14 protein-coding genes are annotated in these 19,203 nt (G+C 42.1%); 7 read left to right on the top strand and 7 right to left on the bottom strand.

The window, feature by feature from the left end; genetic code table 11:
- Positions 1–178: 178 nt before the first annotated feature.
- Genes INP83_RS14475 through INP83_RS14465 form a run of 3 tightly spaced genes read left to right on the top strand, consistent with a single transcriptional unit; the run spans position 179 to position 3,865 of the window.
- Complete coding sequence (locus tag INP83_RS14475; RefSeq protein WP_219124809.1) at positions 179–1,954, top strand: carbamoyltransferase C-terminal domain-containing protein; 1,776 nt, start codon at positions 179–181, stop codon at positions 1,952–1,954.
- A gap of 4 nt (positions 1,955–1,958) precedes the next feature.
- Positions 1,959–2,867 (top strand): glycosyltransferase family 2 protein, encoded by a 909-nt coding sequence (locus tag INP83_RS14470; RefSeq protein ID WP_255563162.1) that lies wholly within the window; start codon positions 1,959–1,961, stop codon positions 2,865–2,867.
- 5 nt (positions 2,868–2,872) lie between these two features.
- On the top strand, positions 2,873–3,865 hold the full coding sequence (locus INP83_RS14465; RefSeq protein ID WP_219124807.1) for a glycosyltransferase family 9 protein: 993 nt from the start codon (positions 2,873–2,875) through the stop codon (positions 3,863–3,865).
- On the opposite strand, the gene INP83_RS14460 is transcribed toward INP83_RS14465, so the two are convergent.
- From INP83_RS14460 to INP83_RS14445, 4 genes are read right to left on the bottom strand one after another with little or no spacing between them, the layout of a single operon-like run.
- Complete coding sequence (locus INP83_RS14460) at positions 3,792–4,922, bottom strand: glycosyltransferase family 9 protein (protein WP_219124806.1); 1,131 nt, start codon at positions 4,920–4,922, stop codon at positions 3,792–3,794. The two genes, INP83_RS14465 and INP83_RS14460, sit on opposite strands and share 74 nt — an antisense overlap.
- Entirely contained in the window at positions 4,903–5,484 is a 582-nt protein-coding gene (locus INP83_RS14455; RefSeq protein WP_219124805.1) for an HAD-IIIA family hydrolase, read from the bottom strand. The genes INP83_RS14460 and INP83_RS14455 overlap by 20 nt, the downstream gene beginning before the upstream one ends.
- Complete coding sequence (locus INP83_RS14450) at positions 5,484–6,758, bottom strand: glycosyltransferase family 1 protein (RefSeq protein WP_146271466.1); 1,275 nt, start codon at positions 6,756–6,758, stop codon at positions 5,484–5,486. The genes INP83_RS14455 and INP83_RS14450 overlap by 1 nt, the downstream gene beginning before the upstream one ends.
- On the bottom strand, positions 6,755–7,729 hold the full coding sequence (locus INP83_RS14445) for a glycosyltransferase (RefSeq protein WP_146271468.1): 975 nt from the start codon (positions 7,727–7,729) through the stop codon (positions 6,755–6,757). Before INP83_RS14445 ends, INP83_RS14450 begins: the two co-directional genes overlap by 4 nt.
- Positions 7,730–8,370: 641 nt before the next feature.
- On the opposite strand from INP83_RS14445, the gene INP83_RS14440 reads away from it, so the two are divergent.
- Entirely contained in the window at positions 8,371–8,670 is a 300-nt protein-coding gene (locus INP83_RS14440; protein WP_146271470.1) for a hypothetical protein, read from the top strand.
- 13 nt (positions 8,671–8,683) lie between these two features.
- Here INP83_RS14440 and INP83_RS14435 read toward each other — a convergent pair whose 3' ends face one another.
- The gene (locus tag INP83_RS14435) at positions 8,684–10,306 is read right to left on the bottom strand and encodes a PAS domain S-box protein (RefSeq protein WP_146271472.1); all 1,623 of its coding nucleotides are present in this window, start codon (positions 10,304–10,306) and stop codon (positions 8,684–8,686) included.
- Positions 10,307–10,463: 157 nt separating this feature from the next.
- Between INP83_RS14435 and INP83_RS14430 the strand changes: the two genes are divergently transcribed.
- Positions 10,464–10,940, top strand: coding sequence for a hypothetical protein (locus tag INP83_RS14430; RefSeq protein WP_219124804.1), 477 nt, complete (start codon positions 10,464–10,466; stop codon positions 10,938–10,940).
- Between the two features lie 191 nt (positions 10,941–11,131).
- The gene (locus INP83_RS14425; RefSeq protein WP_219124803.1) at positions 11,132–11,683 is read left to right on the top strand and encodes a ferritin-like domain-containing protein; all 552 of its coding nucleotides are present in this window, start codon (positions 11,132–11,134) and stop codon (positions 11,681–11,683) included.
- 104 nt (positions 11,684–11,787) lie between these two features.
- Here INP83_RS14425 and INP83_RS14420 read toward each other — a convergent pair whose 3' ends face one another.
- Entirely contained in the window at positions 11,788–13,884 is a 2,097-nt protein-coding gene (locus INP83_RS14420) for a HAMP domain-containing sensor histidine kinase (RefSeq protein ID WP_219124802.1), read from the bottom strand.
- A gap of 105 nt (positions 13,885–13,989) precedes the next feature.
- Here INP83_RS14420 and INP83_RS14415 point away from each other — a divergent pair, with 105 nt between their 5' ends.
- Entirely contained in the window at positions 13,990–15,111 is a 1,122-nt protein-coding gene (locus tag INP83_RS14415) for a PAS domain-containing protein (RefSeq protein ID WP_219124801.1), read from the top strand.
- A 267-nt stretch (positions 15,112–15,378) separates the two neighbouring features.
- On the opposite strand, the gene INP83_RS14410 is transcribed toward INP83_RS14415, so the two are convergent.
- Positions 15,379–19,080 carry an ATP-binding protein gene (locus tag INP83_RS14410; RefSeq protein WP_219124800.1) on the bottom strand — a complete coding sequence of 1,234 codons (3,702 nt, stop codon included), beginning with the start codon at positions 19,078–19,080 and terminating at the stop codon, positions 15,379–15,381.
- Positions 19,081–19,203 lie beyond the last annotated feature (123 nt).

Below are 19,203 nucleotides of genomic sequence, written 5' to 3'. Positions count from 1 at the left end.
TTTTTTCTTTAAGTTTTCAGTAATTACAAAACCTTGTAATTCTTTATAGTTTTAATTAATTATCATTTTAAGAAAATTTATTTATTTAAAACTTAACATAATTCATTATGTTCTTAATTGACTGCGTACCAAATACACTATGCATTTGGAGGCTTAAAAAGCACTTATATCTACCTGAATGTATACACTTGGAGTTAATGCAGCTTTCCATGATTCTGCGGCATGTTTATTAAAAGATGGCATTTTGCTTGCCGCCACAGAAGAAGAACGTTTTACCCATTACAAACATGGCAAACGCCCAGTACCATTTTCAACCTGGGAACTTCCATTCCACGCAATAGATTATTGCTTAAAGGTTGCAGGCATTCATATCAACGAAATAGATAATATAGCATATTCATTTGATCCTTATTTGCTAATAGGTGAAAATTACCGTGGTAAAGAAACCATTGAGATTCCTTTTGAAGAGGGCCGTTCGCACCTGAACGATGACTTTGCCAATCCTTGGGAACCGTTATTCCTTTCATCAATTATAAATGCACCAGCACAACTCAGGGATGGCTGGCCGCATCACTTACAATTGCGCTTTACAGGATGTAATATTGGTCGTGATAAATGGCATTTTGTGGAGCATCATATTTCGCATGCTGCAAGTGCATTCAATTGCTCACCGTTTAAAACCTCAGCCGTAATGACGGTTGATGGCCGTGGTGAACAGGCAACCACAACATATAATATTGGCCGCGGCCAGCAGTTGGACAGGATAGGCCAGGTAAATATGCCGCATTCGTTAGGATTATTGTATGAGGATGTCACCACTCACCTCGGTTTTCTGCACTCAAGCGATGAATACAAGGTGATGGCTTTAGCTTCTTACGGCAAGCCGGAGTTTGTAAACGATTTCCGTGAGATAGTGCAGATGGGCGCTAACGGACAGTATACCATCGACAATCAAAACTTAACTGAGCGTTTTGGCCCGAAACGCTTACGCCACGAGGAATTCACTAAGCACCATTTTAACGTAGCGCACTCGCTGCAACTGGTTTTAGAAGAAGCCATGCTTGAGCTTACCGCCTGGCTACATGAAGAGACCAAGGAAGAAAATCTTTGCCTTGCCGGTGGCGTAGCACTAAACTGCGTCGCAAACGCACGCATCCGCGACAAAGGTTTCTTTAAAAACATTTGGGTACAGCCTGCATCCGGCGATGATGGTACCGCGCTTGGTGCAGCGCTATGGGTTGATGCACAACAACGCAAAAGCGATGAAAAATCTTTTGTGATGGATCACTGCTATTGGGGGCCGCAGTACAGCGATTCTGAAATTGAAAAGCAATTAAAGCTTTGGAAGTTGCCATACCGCAAACTTGCGAATATTGCAGAAGAAACTGCCGAGCTATTGGCGCAGGACAAGATCATTGGCTGGTACCAGGGACGCATGGAATTTGGTCCGCGTGCTTTGGGCAGCCGCTCTATATTAGCATCACCTATCAATCCGGCCATGCAGGCGAGGTTGAATGAGGTAAAAGACCGCGAAGACTTTCGCCCGGTGGCGCCAGTTGTATTACAGGAAAAAGCTGGCGAATGGTTTAACAATGCAGAGTACTCCCCATTCATGCTCTTTGTTTATGATGTTAACGAAGAGAAGGCTGATCAGATACCAGCTGTAAGGCACACAGACGGAACTGCCCGCATCCAAACCATTAACCAACAACAGCATAAAGATTACTACGACTTGCTAAAAGCCTTTGAACGCAAAACAGGGGTGCCGGTGTTAGTGAATACTTCATTTAACACCCTGGGCAAACCGATAGTTTGCACGCCACGCGATGCGGTAGAATGTTTTTGGTCGTCCCCGTTTGATGCATTGGTCATTGCGTCATTTGTTATTGAAAAAGAAAATGGTAACCGTATCTATAATAATACCGACATATCAGCGGCCGAAGCTCTTAGCTAATTGTTTGAAGGCGTTGCTTCAGCAAAAGTTTGACAGGCATCACTACGAGATAATTGTGGTAAGTGACGGGCCTGATGAACCAACAAAAGCTGTTATAAACCAATGGTCGCTTTACGATCATCCACAGATAAAGTACCTGCCACTCCCTCAAAAAAAAGGACCCGCAGGTGCGCGTAACTACGGGTGGTTAAATGCCAAAGGCAGCATCATTGCCTTTACTGACGACGACTGCCTGCCTAATGCACATTGGCTGCAACAAATAGTTGCCCACTGTGATCCGCAAAAGGAAATTGCAATAACCGGAAGAGTAATTGTGCCCATAAGCGGCCGACCTACCGATCATGAGCAAAACACTGCGCACCTGCAAACAGCAGAATTTATTACCGCTAACTGCGCCTGTACAAAAAAAGCACTGATAAAGGCTGGCGGCTTTGATGAAGAATTTGAAATTGCCTGGCGAGAAGACAGCGACCTGCATTTTAAATTCATTTATAATAACGTCCCAATAACCAAGGTTGACAGCGCAATTGTTGTGCACCCGGTACGGGCATCCCCCTGGGGCGTGAGCATTAAGGAACAGAAAAAGACGATGTATAATGCTTTGCTTTATAAAAAGCACCAGGACTTGTACGATAGACTTATCCGCCAAAAAACGCCGGTATTTTACTATTGCATTATCGCAGCTTTTTTAATGATGATAGCCGGATGGATCACCCAACATCACACCCTATTCACCGTGGGTTTCGCTGGATGGGCCGGGTTAACTGCATTGCTCACTTATAAAAGATTAAAAAATACCAGCCTGGCCGTGAGCCATGTTGTAGAAATGGTTTATACATCAATTATTATCCCATTTGCCTCGGTTTTTTGGCAATGGTATGGAGCAATTAAATATCGCGTTTTATTTATCTGATCAATATGAAAATTCCTCCCTTCGAAATAAAGAAGATAGCAATATTCCGCGCCCTTCAATTGGGTGATATGCTTTGTGTTATACCCGCGTTGAGAGCTTTACGAAATGCTTACCCAAATGCACAGATCACTTTGATTGGTTTGCCTTGGGGTAAATCGCTTACTGAAAGATTTAATCAGTATTTTGATAACTTCATTCATTTTCCCGGCTATCCCGGTTTGCCTGAACAGGAACTTGATAAAGCTGCGTTTACCGGTTTTTTAAAAGAAGTGCAGGATGAAAAATTTGATCTTGCGATACAAATGCAGGGTAATGGCTCTGTAGTTAATCCAATGGTTGAGCTATTCGGCGCGAAATACACAGCAGGTTACAAAATCGATGGGCATTATGCACCTGACAACGGCTTATTTATGACTTACCCTAACGAGGGCCACGAGATTGACCGGCATATCCGCCTGATGGAATTCCTTGGCATTGAATCACAAGGCAATGAGTTAGAGTATCCGTTGACAACCGCGGATTACGACGCGTTAGATGCTTTGCAGTTAGATATTGAACCTAAAACATATGTTTGCATCCATCCCGGCTCAAGGGGAAGCTACCGCCAATGGCCGGTGAAATATTTTGCTACCTTGGCTGATTACTGTATAGACGAAGGATACAAAGCGGTACTTACCGGCACAAAAGAGGAAGGTGGTATTATTGATGAGGTGATAAGCCTTATGAGGCATGAGCCTATTAACACAGCAGGCAAAACTTCAATGGGGGCAGTTGGTGTATTGATACAAAACGCTGCAATGCTTATATCTAATTGCACGGGTGTCTCGCATATCGCATCTGCGTTCAAAACACCAAGCATTGTGATCAGTATGGATGGTGAACCTCATAGGTGGGGACCCTTGGATACGCGCGTTCATCGCACCATCAACTGGCTGCAATCCCCGGATTTTCATCTGGTATTCCGGGAGACGGTTGAACTGGTAAGTCTTGCGGATTAAGCAAGTGTGTAACAGCATTTGATATATCGCCTGCATTCGGCATTGGCACCGGGCGATCATATAATTTTCTGTCTACATACCCTATAACCTCATTGCGACTGCGCATTTGAACAGGCACTGCAAATGGTAAAACTACATGCGGCACTTTCCAGGGCGTGTGCTGCGGATTGGTTTGCGCATAAAGCACAACCACAGGCGTACTAACTGCAGCTGCTATATGGATGGTGCCGGTATTTACAGACACCAGCAAAGGTGAATGTTTAACCAAACAAGCAAACTCATTCAGAGGAAATAATCCTGCTGCGGAGTAGCAACCCGTCCCTATCCCGTCTGCTAAGTGTTCGGCGAATTGCTTTTCGCTCGCGGCGCCCGTAACAATAAGTTGATAGCCATCATTCACTAACCTTTTACCCGCCTCAACCCAAAGCTCAAATGGATATTCCCGCTTTGACTCGCTTACACCGGGATGAATCAATAGCCAGGGCTTCGCTAAATCCACACCAAGCTTACTTATTCGGTTACTGATAGCCGGCCATAGATCATTATCTACATCCAGGCTTAAATCATCATCGTCAATGTAAGCGCCCACCGCAGCTACCAGATCAAGATCGCGCTTAACCTGATGTTTTATAAGCTCATAAGGTTCTTTATCGGGCACCCAATTATTAATGAGTTGATATGGATTTTCCCGGCAGTATGCTAATATTTGAGGTACGCCTGCCAGGTAAGCAAGCATAGCCGTAGGTTGCGGGTTTTGGCTATAAACGGTAAAAACAACCGCAGCATCGAAGTTTTTATTTTTAATATCGGCAATTACGTCATAGAACGCTTTTGTGTCCTCGATTTCTGCAGTCTTAACCCAAGGCACATCATACACCATTACTTCGTCAATCTCGGGCATCATCAGCGTAATACCTTTAGCCATTATTGAGGTAAGCAAGGTTATACGAGCACCAAAGCTTTTCTTAAGCGCACGAATAGCGGGCCCGGACATGATCAAGTCGCCCATGTTGTCCGGGCGGATGCAGAGGATGTTCTTACAGCCCTGCCAATTCATGTTGGTTTGATTTTAACATCAGTATCGCAGCCTCATCAATTGATTTGGCAATTACTGTCGGCACCCGGTGATGGCCGGATACCCATTCCGTTTCATTACCGTTATCTATTAAAACCGTGTTACAGCCAGCGCGGTTACCTGCTTCGACATCGTTAAGGATGTCTCCTATCATCCATGAAGCTCCCAGATCGATATGGTGTTCCACTGCTGCGGTGAATAGCATGCCCGGCTCGGGTTTACGGCAGTTACAATCGGTGTTAAAACCAGGGACAATACCTTTGGGATGATGCGGACAATAGTAAAAAGCGATTAGTTCAATACCTTGCGCTGATAACATTTGCCGTATTCGTTGCTCCACTCCTTCTAACATGTTCTCCTCGAAAATGCCACGCGCTACGCCGGATTGGTTGGACACAACAATAAACAGATAATCAGCGGCTTGTAACCGCTTCAACCCTTCAATAGCATCTGCCTGAAGGGTTATCAATTGCGAATCGACATTATAAGGGATATCAGGGATCAGCGTGCCATCTTTATCCAGAAAGATTGCTTTATTCTTCATTAAGCAGCCTGCGATTGTTTTTGAACTAAACGTGTAACCGGTGCAATGTTTCGGTAAACCTTCTTAAGCATATTGGCAACGTCTTCCCAGGTGAAATAGCAATTAACATGTTCAATTGCATTCTCACTCATATCACTAAGCAGCATCTCATCGCTAAGCAGTTCGTTTAAAGCCTGCGCTAACTGCTGCGGATTATGAGGCTCTACTAATACACCAGTTTCGCCATCTTTAATACTGTATTTTATACCGCCAACGTTGGATCCTATCACCGGCGTTCCGCAGGCCATGGCCTCCAGTGGCGTAATTCCAAACGGCTCGTACCATGGTGTAGTGATAAAAATATCAGCGGCAGCATAATAATATCTAAGCCTGTCTCGATTTTTGCGGCCTGCAAATATTACCTGCTCGATAACACCATGTTTCCGGGCAACGTTTAGCAGCCTCGCATACTCAGGGCAGGTTTCTTCTTCCAGTTTTTCACATTCTCCGCCAACAATCAGCAGCCTAACCTGCTTATTTTTAGTTTTTACGCCGGCCAACGCTTCAATAACATTGTCAACGCCTTTGCGCGGCACCATGCGGCCCAGCTGCAATATGATATGCTCATCTTGTGGCAAGCCTAATATCCTGCGTGCACACTGCTTATCCATAGGCGAAAACTCATTGTGACTAAACCCGCACGGTATAATTGAAATTTTGTCTTCATTAGCGTTATAGTAATTAATGAGATCTTCTTTATCCTGCGGGCACTCTGCTATAATTTGGTCGGCCATTTTCACAGCCTGTTCTTCGATGGCTAAACGCTCAACAGGAAATTTATCGGCATCATTTTGATGAATGCGTCTTACATGCCCAAGTGCATGAAACGTAACCACAAATGGTACGCCTAATTGTTGTTTAATCCCCATGGCTACCAATGCCGACATAAAGAAGTTTGCATGCACCAGCGTATATTCTATTCCCTCAACCCTGATGAACTTAAGCATATTGACCTTGAAGACTTTCATATAAGGTAAAAGTTCCTCTTTGGGTACATTAGCCACCGGACCGGCTTCTATATTAATCACGCGTACACCGTTAACCCAGTTAACAACATCCGGCAAATTAGCGTCATCTTTACGTGTAAACACATCAACCAGGTAGCCCTGTATTGCCAATTGCCTGGCTAATTGGGCAACATAAACATTTTGCCCACCGGTGTCAACTCCGCCAAGATTTGCAAGCGGCGAAGCATGATCGCTTATCATTGCGATCCTTTTCGTTTGATATTTCATGATGCTGTGATTAGGACTTCGGGTACGTGAGTATTGGTCACTTCGTTAAAAAGTTGTTCCCAATCGTTGGCAAAACGCTCAATGTTAAAGCGCTGCATAGCTACCTTTCTGCCATTATTACCTATTTCGAGGGCCAGTTCCGGCTCTCTTATTAAAAGTTTCATTTTCTCTACCAGGTAATCCACATCTGTATGGATAAAACCTGATACACCATTTTCTATCACCGCTGATAGCTCTGTTGTAGCTAAACCTATAACAGGGATGCCCATCATCATGGCTTCGCAAATGGCCAGTCCAAGGCTGGTATATCTGATCGGGTTGAAAAAGAAACGGTAACGGCTTTGAAATTCGGGCAGCTGCGGATGCAGCACCTCACCAAGTCCAAGGTCTCCTGTACCCATGCCCACCAAATCAAGCGGTACATGTTTACGAACATTCATAAATATATCGTAACCTAACAGGCGGCCACGCGCCGGCAGGTTATTGATCACTACAATGCCTTTATCTAAATCACCTTTGTAAACAACACCGCTATCCGTAACGCCGTGTTCAATTACACGTGTCGGCGTGTTGTTACTATCCCACATTAAACGGTTGAAATGTGTAACGTGCACCAGCGTAACTTTGGGGTCATCTACCACATGTTTGGTATCGGTTGGATGCTGGCGCGGCGGGTCGTGCTCTATGTATATACGAGGCAGCTTGCGTTGTTCCTCTGAAAGTATCTCGTATTGGTCGGTCAAATAATTGTTGTTAGTTTGATATACTATGCAATCGAACGTCTGATGCTTTACTTCCTCGGCGGGTATTTCTATCACATTGTTTCCGAAAGGAAAGGTTTCGCCCCTACCGTAGTAACCTTCTGTTTTTTCTGGTTTTGTGGGAATATATATATCGTAATTTCCCTGAGATAGATAGAACAGATAACTGCCGTGGATGTGCCACGTAAATACCTTTAGTTTGTTTTGCATGTGTGGGTGTTTGTGCCATAAAGTAACCAAACCGAACGCCACAATAAATTTAACTACTAAATAAATTTATATATTAATAATAATAATTTTATTTACCTATAAATCAAATAGAATAACAATTAGCCAAAATGTAATTTAATGTATTGGCTCTTTTAAAAACTGTCTGTTAAAACTACATGTTGTATGTTTCTCTTAACAATAGGCATTAATAGAACGCTCGTTTACATCAAACCCTTTTTTTTATTTCCAAAGTAAAATTTTGAGGGATGCCTGGAAATTGCGCTCGTCATGGTGGGAAGCAATTGCAGCTATTATCCTTCCCATTACAGGAAGTTTAGTTTTAACTTAAGATCAATCAGTCGTGGGAAAGCTTAATGCTGAAATAACTCCATTACTATAACGGTGATTATACCCGTTACAGCAGGGCAAAAGCCTGTAAGCTGATAAAATAAACCCAAAGGCTACTGAGATGAGGCAGTGTCCACGAAAAACCTGGCAAAAGGATAGCTATTTATAACGTTTAGAAACGCGGCATGGCGTGTGTCAGATAGGTCTACTGTTAAATGAAAAAAAAAGTGAAATTTTAACTGATTTTTAAAATCTGTTAATAGCGACGTTTCGTAAATATTCCAAAAAGCTATATGGACGACCTAAAACTTAAGCTTGATAAACACTATCCCTTTGAAGTTTCATTTTACCACGAAACTGAGAACGACGGTATTTATTGTCTTATAATTAGACCGGACGAGCATTTCATACTATTACAAAAAATTAGCGGCACCACGCTTTGGACCAAAGTTAATTCAAGTAAGTTGAAGGCGGAGTTTGAGGCTGCAATAATGACGCTTGCACCCTTGTTATTGCGATGGATGATAACCACAAAGGAAATTAAGCCGCTTAATTATCTGAGCAGTTCCTACCTGCCTAACAATTTTAATTAAGAAATAAGCATCATTAATTTGCAATCGGTTGCTCTACTTCTCTGATAATGCCTGAGAGCACCCTTTCCCCTACCAAGTTTGAAGTTACACGGCCAATAACATTCATCCAGATTACGCTACCACTATCAAAGCGTTTGGTTTGATAAGTAACGTGAAGTAAACCTTCATCGGCAATCACCTGCTCTACTGCATCAGCCACCTTTGTTAAATACGGTTCATTAATCAACCCCAACGCTTCTTCGTAGCTCATTTCATGGTCGTGCTGCCATCCTAATAACTGCTTAAAGATCGTATTGGAGACTATTGCACGGCTATTGATATTCAAGGACCATATACCAAAGTTTGCGGCATTTACTGCCATGTTCAACAGCGATTCTGATTCTTCAAGTGCCTTACGGGCATTCACCTGCTCCGTAATATCAAACGCAACGATGAAAATACTGTCTGTTATACCTTCTTGGTGACGGATGGGTTGGTAGATCATGTCAAAATACTTTGCAAAAGTTCTTCCTTCGAAATTTACGATCACGCGCAGTTCGGGATTCACATAAGCGACACCGGTTGAATGTACGTCGTCCAGAATAGCTATAAACCCCTGTTCTACTAAATCAGGAAACGTTTTACCAAGAGATCGGCCAACAACATCTTTGTCCCTGTGCCAATATTCAAGTATTTTTTTATTGGCGGTCTCAATAATATGCTCTTTTCCTTTAAGAACAGCGATAGCAACAGGTGCGTTATCTATTAATTTCCGATGTCTGTCTTCGCTTTCAAAAAGTTTCTTAGTACGCTCAAAAACCCAGCCTTCGAGTTGTTGCTTTGTTTGAAACAACTCCTGGTGGCTTTCTTCAAGCCGTTCTATCACCTTGTTCAACTTTACATTAGTAACCGCGAGTTCTTCGGCTTGTGTAAGTTCTTTAAATATGGCTTGTTCTATCGCATTCTGGTCAAGAATTTTGTCCGTAACATCATCAACTTGTATTACCAGATAGTTTACAACCCCATCATACTTTATAGGCTGTACCCTAACATTCCACCAATTTATTTCCGTTGTTACAGAAAGCTTAGTTGGAATGTTGTAGTGTACCTGCTCTAATTTTACCGGTTCATTTCTATACACCGCATCATGAAATGCTTGCAATAATTGTGTAGGCCCGTAGCCGCCGGCATCTTCCGGTTTAAAGGCCTCCCACCAGCTTTTTCCACGCACGTCCCGCTTAGTTAGAAAGGTTGACCTTTCAAACGCCTTATTGTAAGTTAAAATAGTAAAATCCGGAGCATCGGTGCTCACAATAACCAACGGATTATCCATATTCATGATCACAGTAACAAGCGACTCATCAATATTGGGCTTAGGTTTAGCCACCTCTATATTGCTTTCATCAACCTTGTTCTGAAATTCATTCCACGTTGTAAATCCGCAGAATTGAGCGCAGGCTGTTAGTGAGTACAAAGAAGGTTCAAATTTTCCCTCTAAAAAACCAAACATACGCTGTAGTGTAAGATCGCTTATCTTAAGGCCGGTTTGCCTAAAGATACTCTTTGCCAGTAAGGAACAGTCGGTTAACCTTATCTTGCCAATATTAGCGGCGGACAGTATTTCACGCTTAAGCGGTTCAAGATAATGTGCGAACATTTATTTAGGTTATCATCAAAAGGCTAAGCAATTTAACGCTTTTGGGAATAATAAGGTTACCGCTCAACCTTTAATATTCAATAATATATATATTTGTTTACACATCTTATATAACTTTGCCTGTATTAGCACGTTAGTGCTAAAAGGCACCATTAAAATGGAAAACAAGTCGGGCAGAGAAAATTACATTTCATTCGTAAACAGAAGCTATTATATTGCTTCGCTATTGATAGAGCGTTTAGAAGAATTAAAGATCCACCACATTAAGCCCGAGCTTGAAGCTTTATTAGATAGAGCTATTTTCCAACTACGTGCTAAAGCAATACTTATGCGCGATGTTATTGTAGCATCAGGTGAAACCGACTCTGCGGAAGCTGTAGAGCCAGTGCTAAATCTATTGGACAGTATTTTTAACCGCGTATTACAACCTGACCTTGGGCTACAGCACATACATCTTTACGATTATTTGAACCTATCAGATTGTATGATGCGTGAAAACGAAAAGATCAACGAAATACTTTCTCACCAGCTTTCGCCGGAATTTCTGGCAGAGACCGAACTTTACGATACAAACATCCTTAACGGCCCGTTAGATTTTCTAAAGGAGAACTTTCAATCAGCTGTTATTTCTTAACATCATCCATTGATGTACTGTCTATGCTTTGAATGAGGTGGGACTTTGGTATTGAATATTTTACTTTTAACTTATTTTGTTTCTTATTTATAAAATATTTGAAACTTATTTAGAGCTTTAAGGTTTAAAGTTTATAACGGGTTAGTAATCAACTCGCCGTTATTAATTATAAATTTTAAACATTTACTACCATGCCTACGAAAACTAAAGCTGCTGAAAAGCAATTAAGCGGCCGCAAACCTGAAGCGGAGAGCGCCCTTAAAGAACTATTTATTGACGAATTAAAAGATATCTATTGGGCAGAGCAACACTTGGTGAAAGCATTACCCAAGATGATGAAAAACGCTACCTCTGATGAGTTGAAAAACACCATTCAGGAACATTTAACCCAAACCGAGAATCAGGTTGTTCGCCTTGAGCAGGTATTTGAATCTATCGGAGAAAAAGCTAAAGCTGTAAAATGCGAAGCCATGGACGGACTTTTAAAAGAAGCTGATGAGTTGATGAAAGAGACCGAAAAGGGTACGGAGGTTAGAGATGTTGCAATTATTTCGGCAGCGCAAAAGGTAGAGCACTATGAAATAGCATCATACGGTACTCTTTGCGCTTTAGCAGGCACGCTTGGCTTTACTGATGCAGTTGAATTATTGCAACAAACTTTAGAAGAAGAGAAACAGGCAGACCAATTGCTGACGCAAGCAGCGGGGGCTATCAACGAAGCCGCTTTACAAGAAACTAACTAAGCTAAATTCAAGCGCCGCAGCAATTATGTTGTGGCGCTTTTTTATCTACAACGACTTAGACTTAGCACTTCTTCTGTTCTGAACATTTTCTCAATAACTGATACTTAAACCCGATCAAACATTTTTTGTCTTCCCAACCATTCCTCAGCAGATTCTTTGTCGGTAAAAAAATGCGTTTGAAAATCACCAAGATCTGTTTGCACGCTTCTGTCGGCTGCGAGACGGCTAAATGCACTGGGCGAATAAATCCAGGCAAATTGCTTTAAACCCGCTTCACGCAAAGCCGGGAACCAAAAAGATGCTCCCCAGTCGGCAGCTTCAGACCAGTTGCCTCTCACCAATGTATTATCATTTAATATCTGTGTGTATTTAGCAGCTTTAACCATTTCCAGGATGGCCATACAACCTTTTTTAACGGATTCGAGGTTTTGATAGCCCAGCCACTCGGTTTCTAACCAACCCTTTTCTTCGTTGTATCTTACTTCAATAAAGTTAGCGCTGTAAAAGGTTTTGTTATCTGTGTCTACAACAGTCAAATTACGTTCGCCGTTAATAGGAAGCAAGAAGTTAAATGTTGATCCTTTTCCCGGTTCGCTTTCTATCCACAAGCTACCATTATGGCGTTTTAATATCTCTGCGCTTATGTACAGTCCCATTCCTAATCCATCAAATCGCATGGACGAATTATCTACCCGGTAGTATCGGTCAAACAATCTGGTTAGGTCTTTCTCTTTTATGCCTATACCAAAATCTTGTATAGACACAATTATAGAATCACTAATTACCTTGCTATTAATAATAACTTGTGTTGCATCCGGCGAATATTTGATAGCATTTAAGATCAGATTATTTAAGACTTGTTCTATCCTGTGCTTATCGCCTTTTATCTCTATGGGGTCACACTCCTGAACAACCAACTCGTGGTTGTTATTTAGTAATTGTAGAGAATCCACCGTTTCCTTTATCAACTTGTCAAAATCGAATGTTTCGATATTATAGGTCATTTTCCCTGCATTGATACGCGAAACATCAAGCAGATCCGTAATTAAACGCTCAAGCCTTATTATGTGAGATTTGGATTTCGAAGTAAACTCTGCTTGTTTTTCGGGCGAACCATTTTTTTGAGAAAGCTGGTTATAAAGTTTAATGCTTGTTAAAGGCGTTCTAAGTTCATGGCTTACAATACTCAAAAACTCATCTTTGCGATGCTCATTATCCTTTTGCGCTTGTATATCTGTATTTGTGCCTAACCAAAGTGTTATACTATCTTCATCGTTGCGCAAAGCGGTGGCACGCCCCAGGAACCAACGATAATCGTCTTGTTCATTCTTCAGCCTAAATTCAATAGTGAAATCTTTGCCGCTTTGTACCGATGTTGACCATGCCGCTCTACATTTTTCAACATCTTCCGGATGAATTGACTCATCCCATCCTTTTTGTATGATCTCGGCATCAGTCTTACCAAGATAATCGCAAACTTGTTTATTCACAAAAACAAGCTTACCGTTGGGTGCGGCCGTAAACACCTGTTGTGGAATGATGTTGGTAATGGTCCTGAAATTTTCCTCGCGCATCCGAAGCACATCAAATTCCGACCGGCGATCACTAATATCTTCAATAGTAGTAAAACCAAGCATGTCATTACCATCCCTAAAAAGCATTGAAATCACATTTACCCAAATGCTTTCACCATTTTTTTTAACCAAACGGGTCTCTAAATTAAATGAAGGTAAACGTTTACTCCAAAGTCTTTGTTGCAATATCTGCCAATCGCCCGCATAATCGGGATGTGCAAATTCAATTATAATTTTACCGGTGATTTCATTTTTAGACTGATAGCCCAGCATATCTACGAGGGCTTGGTTCACTTGCAAAATTTTGAGATCTGAACCGATGATCTTATTACCGAGTAAAGAATTCTCAAAAATTGTACGATAACGTAACTGGTTAATGCGCAGCATTTCGCTGGCAGCATCATTAATATCCCTGCTGTCAATTTCCTTTCTTTGACTGCGCTTAAGCTCAAGGTTTTCCCCCTGCAAAGAATCAACTTGTAATTGGAGTTGTTTTAGGAGTTCCGCATAATCGGTCATGGTCTGCAAAATGGGATAAAATGTTGGTTTTAAAGAAACCAATTTGTAATAACTTACAACTACATTGTTTTTGTAAGTACGGCCCAGGTTTGGTAGTGTAGAATACAAGTATTATTTTTACATTTCTCTTAGACGATATTTTATAACGAATATTTACTATAGCATAATTGCCGCTGCTGAATATAAAAGAAAGTAATTTTCAACTCAATACATTTGACGGAATACCTGTTTCGCGCGCTGTTTGATCAATTGGCTGAACCGCGTATAATTTTAAAACCAGACCATCCTACATTCACCGTAGTATCTATTAATTCAGCTTATGAGCAAGCTACGGGCTACAAAGAAGAGCAGCTTAAAGGACGTAGCGTATGGGATTTTTTTAAGGCCGATGCTGCCGGGAGTTTCTCTGCAGAAAAATTAAAGCAAGGCCTTGAAGATGTTCTGCGTCATTCTGCCGAGATCAAATTACCTATATTTCGTTTTGATCTAATGGGTGGCGCCGGTTCTTCACCGCGTTGGTGGCAGGTTGAACTATATCCTATTATTGATGAGAATAACAGCATAGTTTATATTACCTGTACTACACACAATGTAACTATCCATGTTGAAGACCAGGCTAATATATTAGAAAGCAGACGAAACGAGGCTGCAATGCTAATACAGCAGCAGCAATCTGAGAAGGAACTGCAGGTATCTGAACATGCATTAAGAGTTACACAGGATGAGCTATCGTCCGAACGTTCTGAAACTGAAAATAAAATAACCCGCCGCACAAAGGAATTATCAGATAGCGAATATCGCCTAAATCGCATCATAGCCAACACACCAACCGGCCTTTGTATCTTAAAAGGCGATGATCTGACTATTGAAATAATAAACCAATCGCTTTTGAAATTATGGGGGCGGGTTGAAAATGATGTGATGGGTAAATCTATACTTACTGCTGTACCGGAGTTTGAAGGGCAACCTTTTGTTAAAAGAGCTAAACAAGTGTTAGGCAACGGCAACCAGGTTACATCTTTAGAAGAAGCGGTACTAATTATCAAAGAAAACGGAAAACAGGAAACCCGCTTTGCCGATTTCAGCTATGACCCGCTTTTTGATGTAAATGACAAAGTTGAATCAGTGCTGATTACTGTTAATGATGTTACGGAGATTGTTAAAGCTAAACAACTGCTTCAGCACCAACAGGAAGAACTCGAAACTACTAATGAAGAATTAACAGCTGCCAACGAAGAATTACAGTCTATGAACGAAGAGTTACATGCTACCAATGAGCAACTGGCAGAAGTTAATCAATTACTGGAAGAAGAGCGTGAGAAAAATAGCGATTAACACTTCCAAGTAATATTGCAGATTTAGCTAAACGCAACACCAGGAAAGCCCAGGTAGTTTAACGAAAATGAGCGGGAAAGATTTTGACTAAATTTTGAAGTCCACGGGCCGTTTCTAAAGTTAAAATGGCTTATCCCATCGCGGGATAAGCCATTTTGCACAATTTTCAGCTATGCTGATACACAACTTACGATTTATATTAAAGAAAAGTTTGAAGCATTAAGCAATTTAATAATTGCTTAATATAACAATTTTGTAAATAATCTATTACAATGGCAGGCTTACTTCAAACGTTGCGCCCTGGCCAATTTCGCTGCTAACAGTAATGCGGCCACCGTGCCGTTTCACTATCTCGGCACTTAGGTAAAGCCCTATGCCAAAGCCGGCTATATGCCTCATTTGGTTGCTTTCTACACGATAATACCTGTCAAACAACTTATCCTGCTCATCCTTCCTGATGCCCATACCCTCGTCTTTGATGCTTATAAAGGCCCGGTCTCCGGCAGTAAAAGTTTTAACGTAAACCTGTTTAGCTTTAGGCGAATATTTGATAGCATTACTCAGTAGGTTAAAAAACACCGAATTCATCTTATCCTTGTCCGCATTTAAATTGATGGTAGTATCGGCATCAAATAATATTACATGTGTTATCATGATGCCGTTGATATCTTCAATTACTTCGCTTATCAATCCATTCAGATCAAATGATTCTTTATTTAAGTCTATTTTACCGGCATCAAATCTTGATACGTTAAGGAACCCGGTGATCAGTCTATTCATTTTCCTGATCTGCACCGCCACTTTTTCAAGTTTCTCCTTAGCAAACACATCCTCTTTTTTAGCAGCGTGCATGTGCAGTAATTGCGAGTATCCGCTTAGCGACGTAAGCGGCGTTTTTAATTCATGGCTAACCATACCAATAAAGTCATCTTTACGCTGGCTATCCTCTTTAGATTCAGTAATATCTAAAATGGTACCAATAACACCTATAACTTCACCATAATTATCCAATTCTACCTTACCGGTGGTATTAAGCCATTTAGGTTTACCACCATCAGCAGGGATGATCTGGTAGTCTTCGCTAAAACGGCCTTTAGCTTTAACAGCGTTCTCTATTGACTGTAACACCCTTGCACGATGCTCAGGTACGATCATCTCTACAGTTTCAATAAACGATAGCTGCTTATCCAGCGGAATGCCGTGAATATTCCTTGCAATATCTGAAACATGTAAGGTGTCCTGCCCCCAATCGGTTCGCCAGGTACCAAGATTAGCCGCATCCATCGCCATCTTCAAAGTATCAGTAGCCTTTTCAAGCTCTTTTCTTGACATTACCTGTTCGGAAACATCTGCAGCAACCGCTATCATGCCCGTGATCTGACCATGATCATCACGCAATGCCTCGATAGTAAGATTTATAAAACTTTCTTCTTTACGGCCAAATTTAGTCAGGATTACCTGTATCTCCCCGGATATAAACCTTTCACCTGTTTGATAAACCTTGTCCATCACAGAACCAAAACCTTGCTCTTCTAACTCAGGCAGGGCAACCAATATCGGCACTCCAAAGGCGGCCTCAGAAGTTAATCCCCAATATTCAAGCATGCGGTTATTGGCAAACTCGATAATATGCATTGGGGTGCGATAAATTGCTATAGCAACAGGCGCTTCGGTTAACAGATCACGCAACTGCTGTTCGGCAAAGCCACGGGTTTTGCTGATCTTTATCTGCGCCCTCACCTTAGTCAGCAATTCTGCTGCCGAGAATGGCTTAACCAGGTAGTCATCTGCACCGGCCTCCAACCCGTCTATCCTTGCCTCTTCACCCGCACGGGCTGATAGAAATATTACAGGCATGCGCAGCGTTTCGGCAGAATTACGAATATGCTCAAGCATCGTTTTCCCGTCCATCACCGGCATCATCATATCACTTAATACAAGATCGGGTTTAAGCTCATGGATCTTTTGCAAGGCATCTTTGCCGTTAACAGCTAAAGCAACAGTAAAATATGTTTCAAGCAAACGGTTAAGATAGCCGCGCATATCGGCGTTATCGTCAACAACCAATATCAGGGTATCTTTGGTATCTGTAAAATCCTGATGCGTTGTAATATTTTCTTTTGCATTATCACCGTCAAATTGCGACTGGGTTTCTACTTGCAGCAAGTTGAAAGCCTCCTGTAAAAAAGCGCCTTTTAAAGCCGAGGAATCGATATCTTTCGCTTTGTCTATAACGTTTGCTTGCGGCAAGTGCTCCTTACCCAGAGGAATCTTCACGGTAAAAGTAGTACCTACACCTTCAGTACTGGTTAGCCTTATATCCCCGCCGTGCAAATGAACCAGTTCATGCACAAGTGACAAACCAATGCCAGTACCTTCATGCGTGCGGCCGGCAGAGCTCTCAACCCTGTGGAAGCGCTCAAACATGTGAGGCAGTTCTTTTTCAGGGATGCCCACACCGGTATCTTCTACAGATAATATGGCCTCATTTCCAATTTGTTTAAGCGTTACGGTTATATTACCGGCAAGGGTATATTTGAAAGCGTTAGATAGCAGGTTAAGCATGATCTTCTCCCACATTTGCCTGTCAACATAAGCAGGCAGTTTTCTATCTCCTGTATTGACAACCAATTGCATGCCCGCTTTCTCAATAATAGAACGGAAGCTACTGGCCAAATCGGCCGTTAGTTCAGCAAGATCTAATTGCTGATAGGCAGCCTGAGCACGGCCTGCTTCTACCTTACTATAATCCAGCAGGTTATTCACCAACTTCAAAAGACGCAGCGCATTACGATGCGTAGATTCAAGCGGCGCTTTTATCTCATCACCAATGTTTTGTTTACCAAGCAGGTCCTCTAACGGGCCAAGCATTAACGTGAGCGGCGTACGAAACTCGTGGCTTACGTTACTAAAGAATGCTGTTTTCGATCGGTCTATTTCGGCGAGGGCTTCGGCGCGTTTTTGTTCCTGCTCGTAAGCATAAACATTAGAAACTGCTGTGTTATAAGTATTTAATAGCTGATCGTAAAAATTCCTGTAATCAGTATCCAAGGCGCGCCTTGAGCTTACACCTGCCACTATGAAACCAAATGCATCATCCTGGCCTGATATTTTAAGCGGGAGCACCATAGCCGTATGTGGCGCTTCCGGATAAGGGCCACAATTGCAGTCGCCAAATTTGCTCTGCAGGTCTTTTACCTCCTGCATTTCGCCTAACTTTGCGGCATCTTCAAACGGCCAGCCCAAGTCACTGTTTTCTAAGGTGGCTGATTCAGGCGCTAATAAAGACCCCGACTCTACACCGGCTGAAGATGTAAGCTTGACGATATTTGTTTCATGATCAAGCTGATAAACAAGCAGGAACGGTATATCAAGTTCATAATCACTGTAATGCGCTGCTGTTATGTTACCTATATCTTGTATGTTTTTGGCTTTACTTAATGCAGCACCCAGATCGCGAAGGGTTTGCATTCTGCGACCGCTAAGCATCTTTACAGTAGTTTCAGTAATCGGGTGAAATATGCCGCCTACGCCGCCTGTTTCATCACGTATGGGCGCGAAAGAGAAAGTCATCCATGATTCTTCAAGGTAACCATAACGATCAAGAAACATGCGCTGGTCATTGATGTAAGTACCTTCGCCTTGCTCACCGCGGCTAAATGCATCGCCAACTACCGGCAAGGCAGTTTCCCAACATATCCTAAAGTTTTGCCCCATTGATTCGGGGTGTTTAGCGCCACAAATGGGCCGGTAACTATCATTGTAAATTTGGATGGTATCGGGCCCCCAGGCAATCAAAATAGGGAACGTGGATGATAAACAAAGGCTAACAGATGTACGCAAACTTTGAGGCCAGTTCTCAACAGGGCCAAGTGCGGTTTTTGACCAGTCCATCGTACGAATGAGCTTACCCATTTCGCCACCGCCGGAGAGAAATTGTTCGGTGCTTTCAGTTATATCGGCAATCATTTATTGGTAACTATCATTAAAGCATACGGGTTTAGATATGCCCTTGTAAATGTAAGATAATTTGGCAAATGTTCTTTTAAAGAAACATGCGGAGATGAGCTGATAAATACCGATCGATGCTCG

The sequence above is a fragment of the Mucilaginibacter sp. 21P genome (genome assembly GCF_019331605.1).
Classification (GTDB): Bacteria; Bacteroidota; Bacteroidia; order Sphingobacteriales; family Sphingobacteriaceae; genus Mucilaginibacter; species Mucilaginibacter achroorhodeus.
This window is presented reverse-complemented; position numbering and strand designations above follow the sequence as displayed.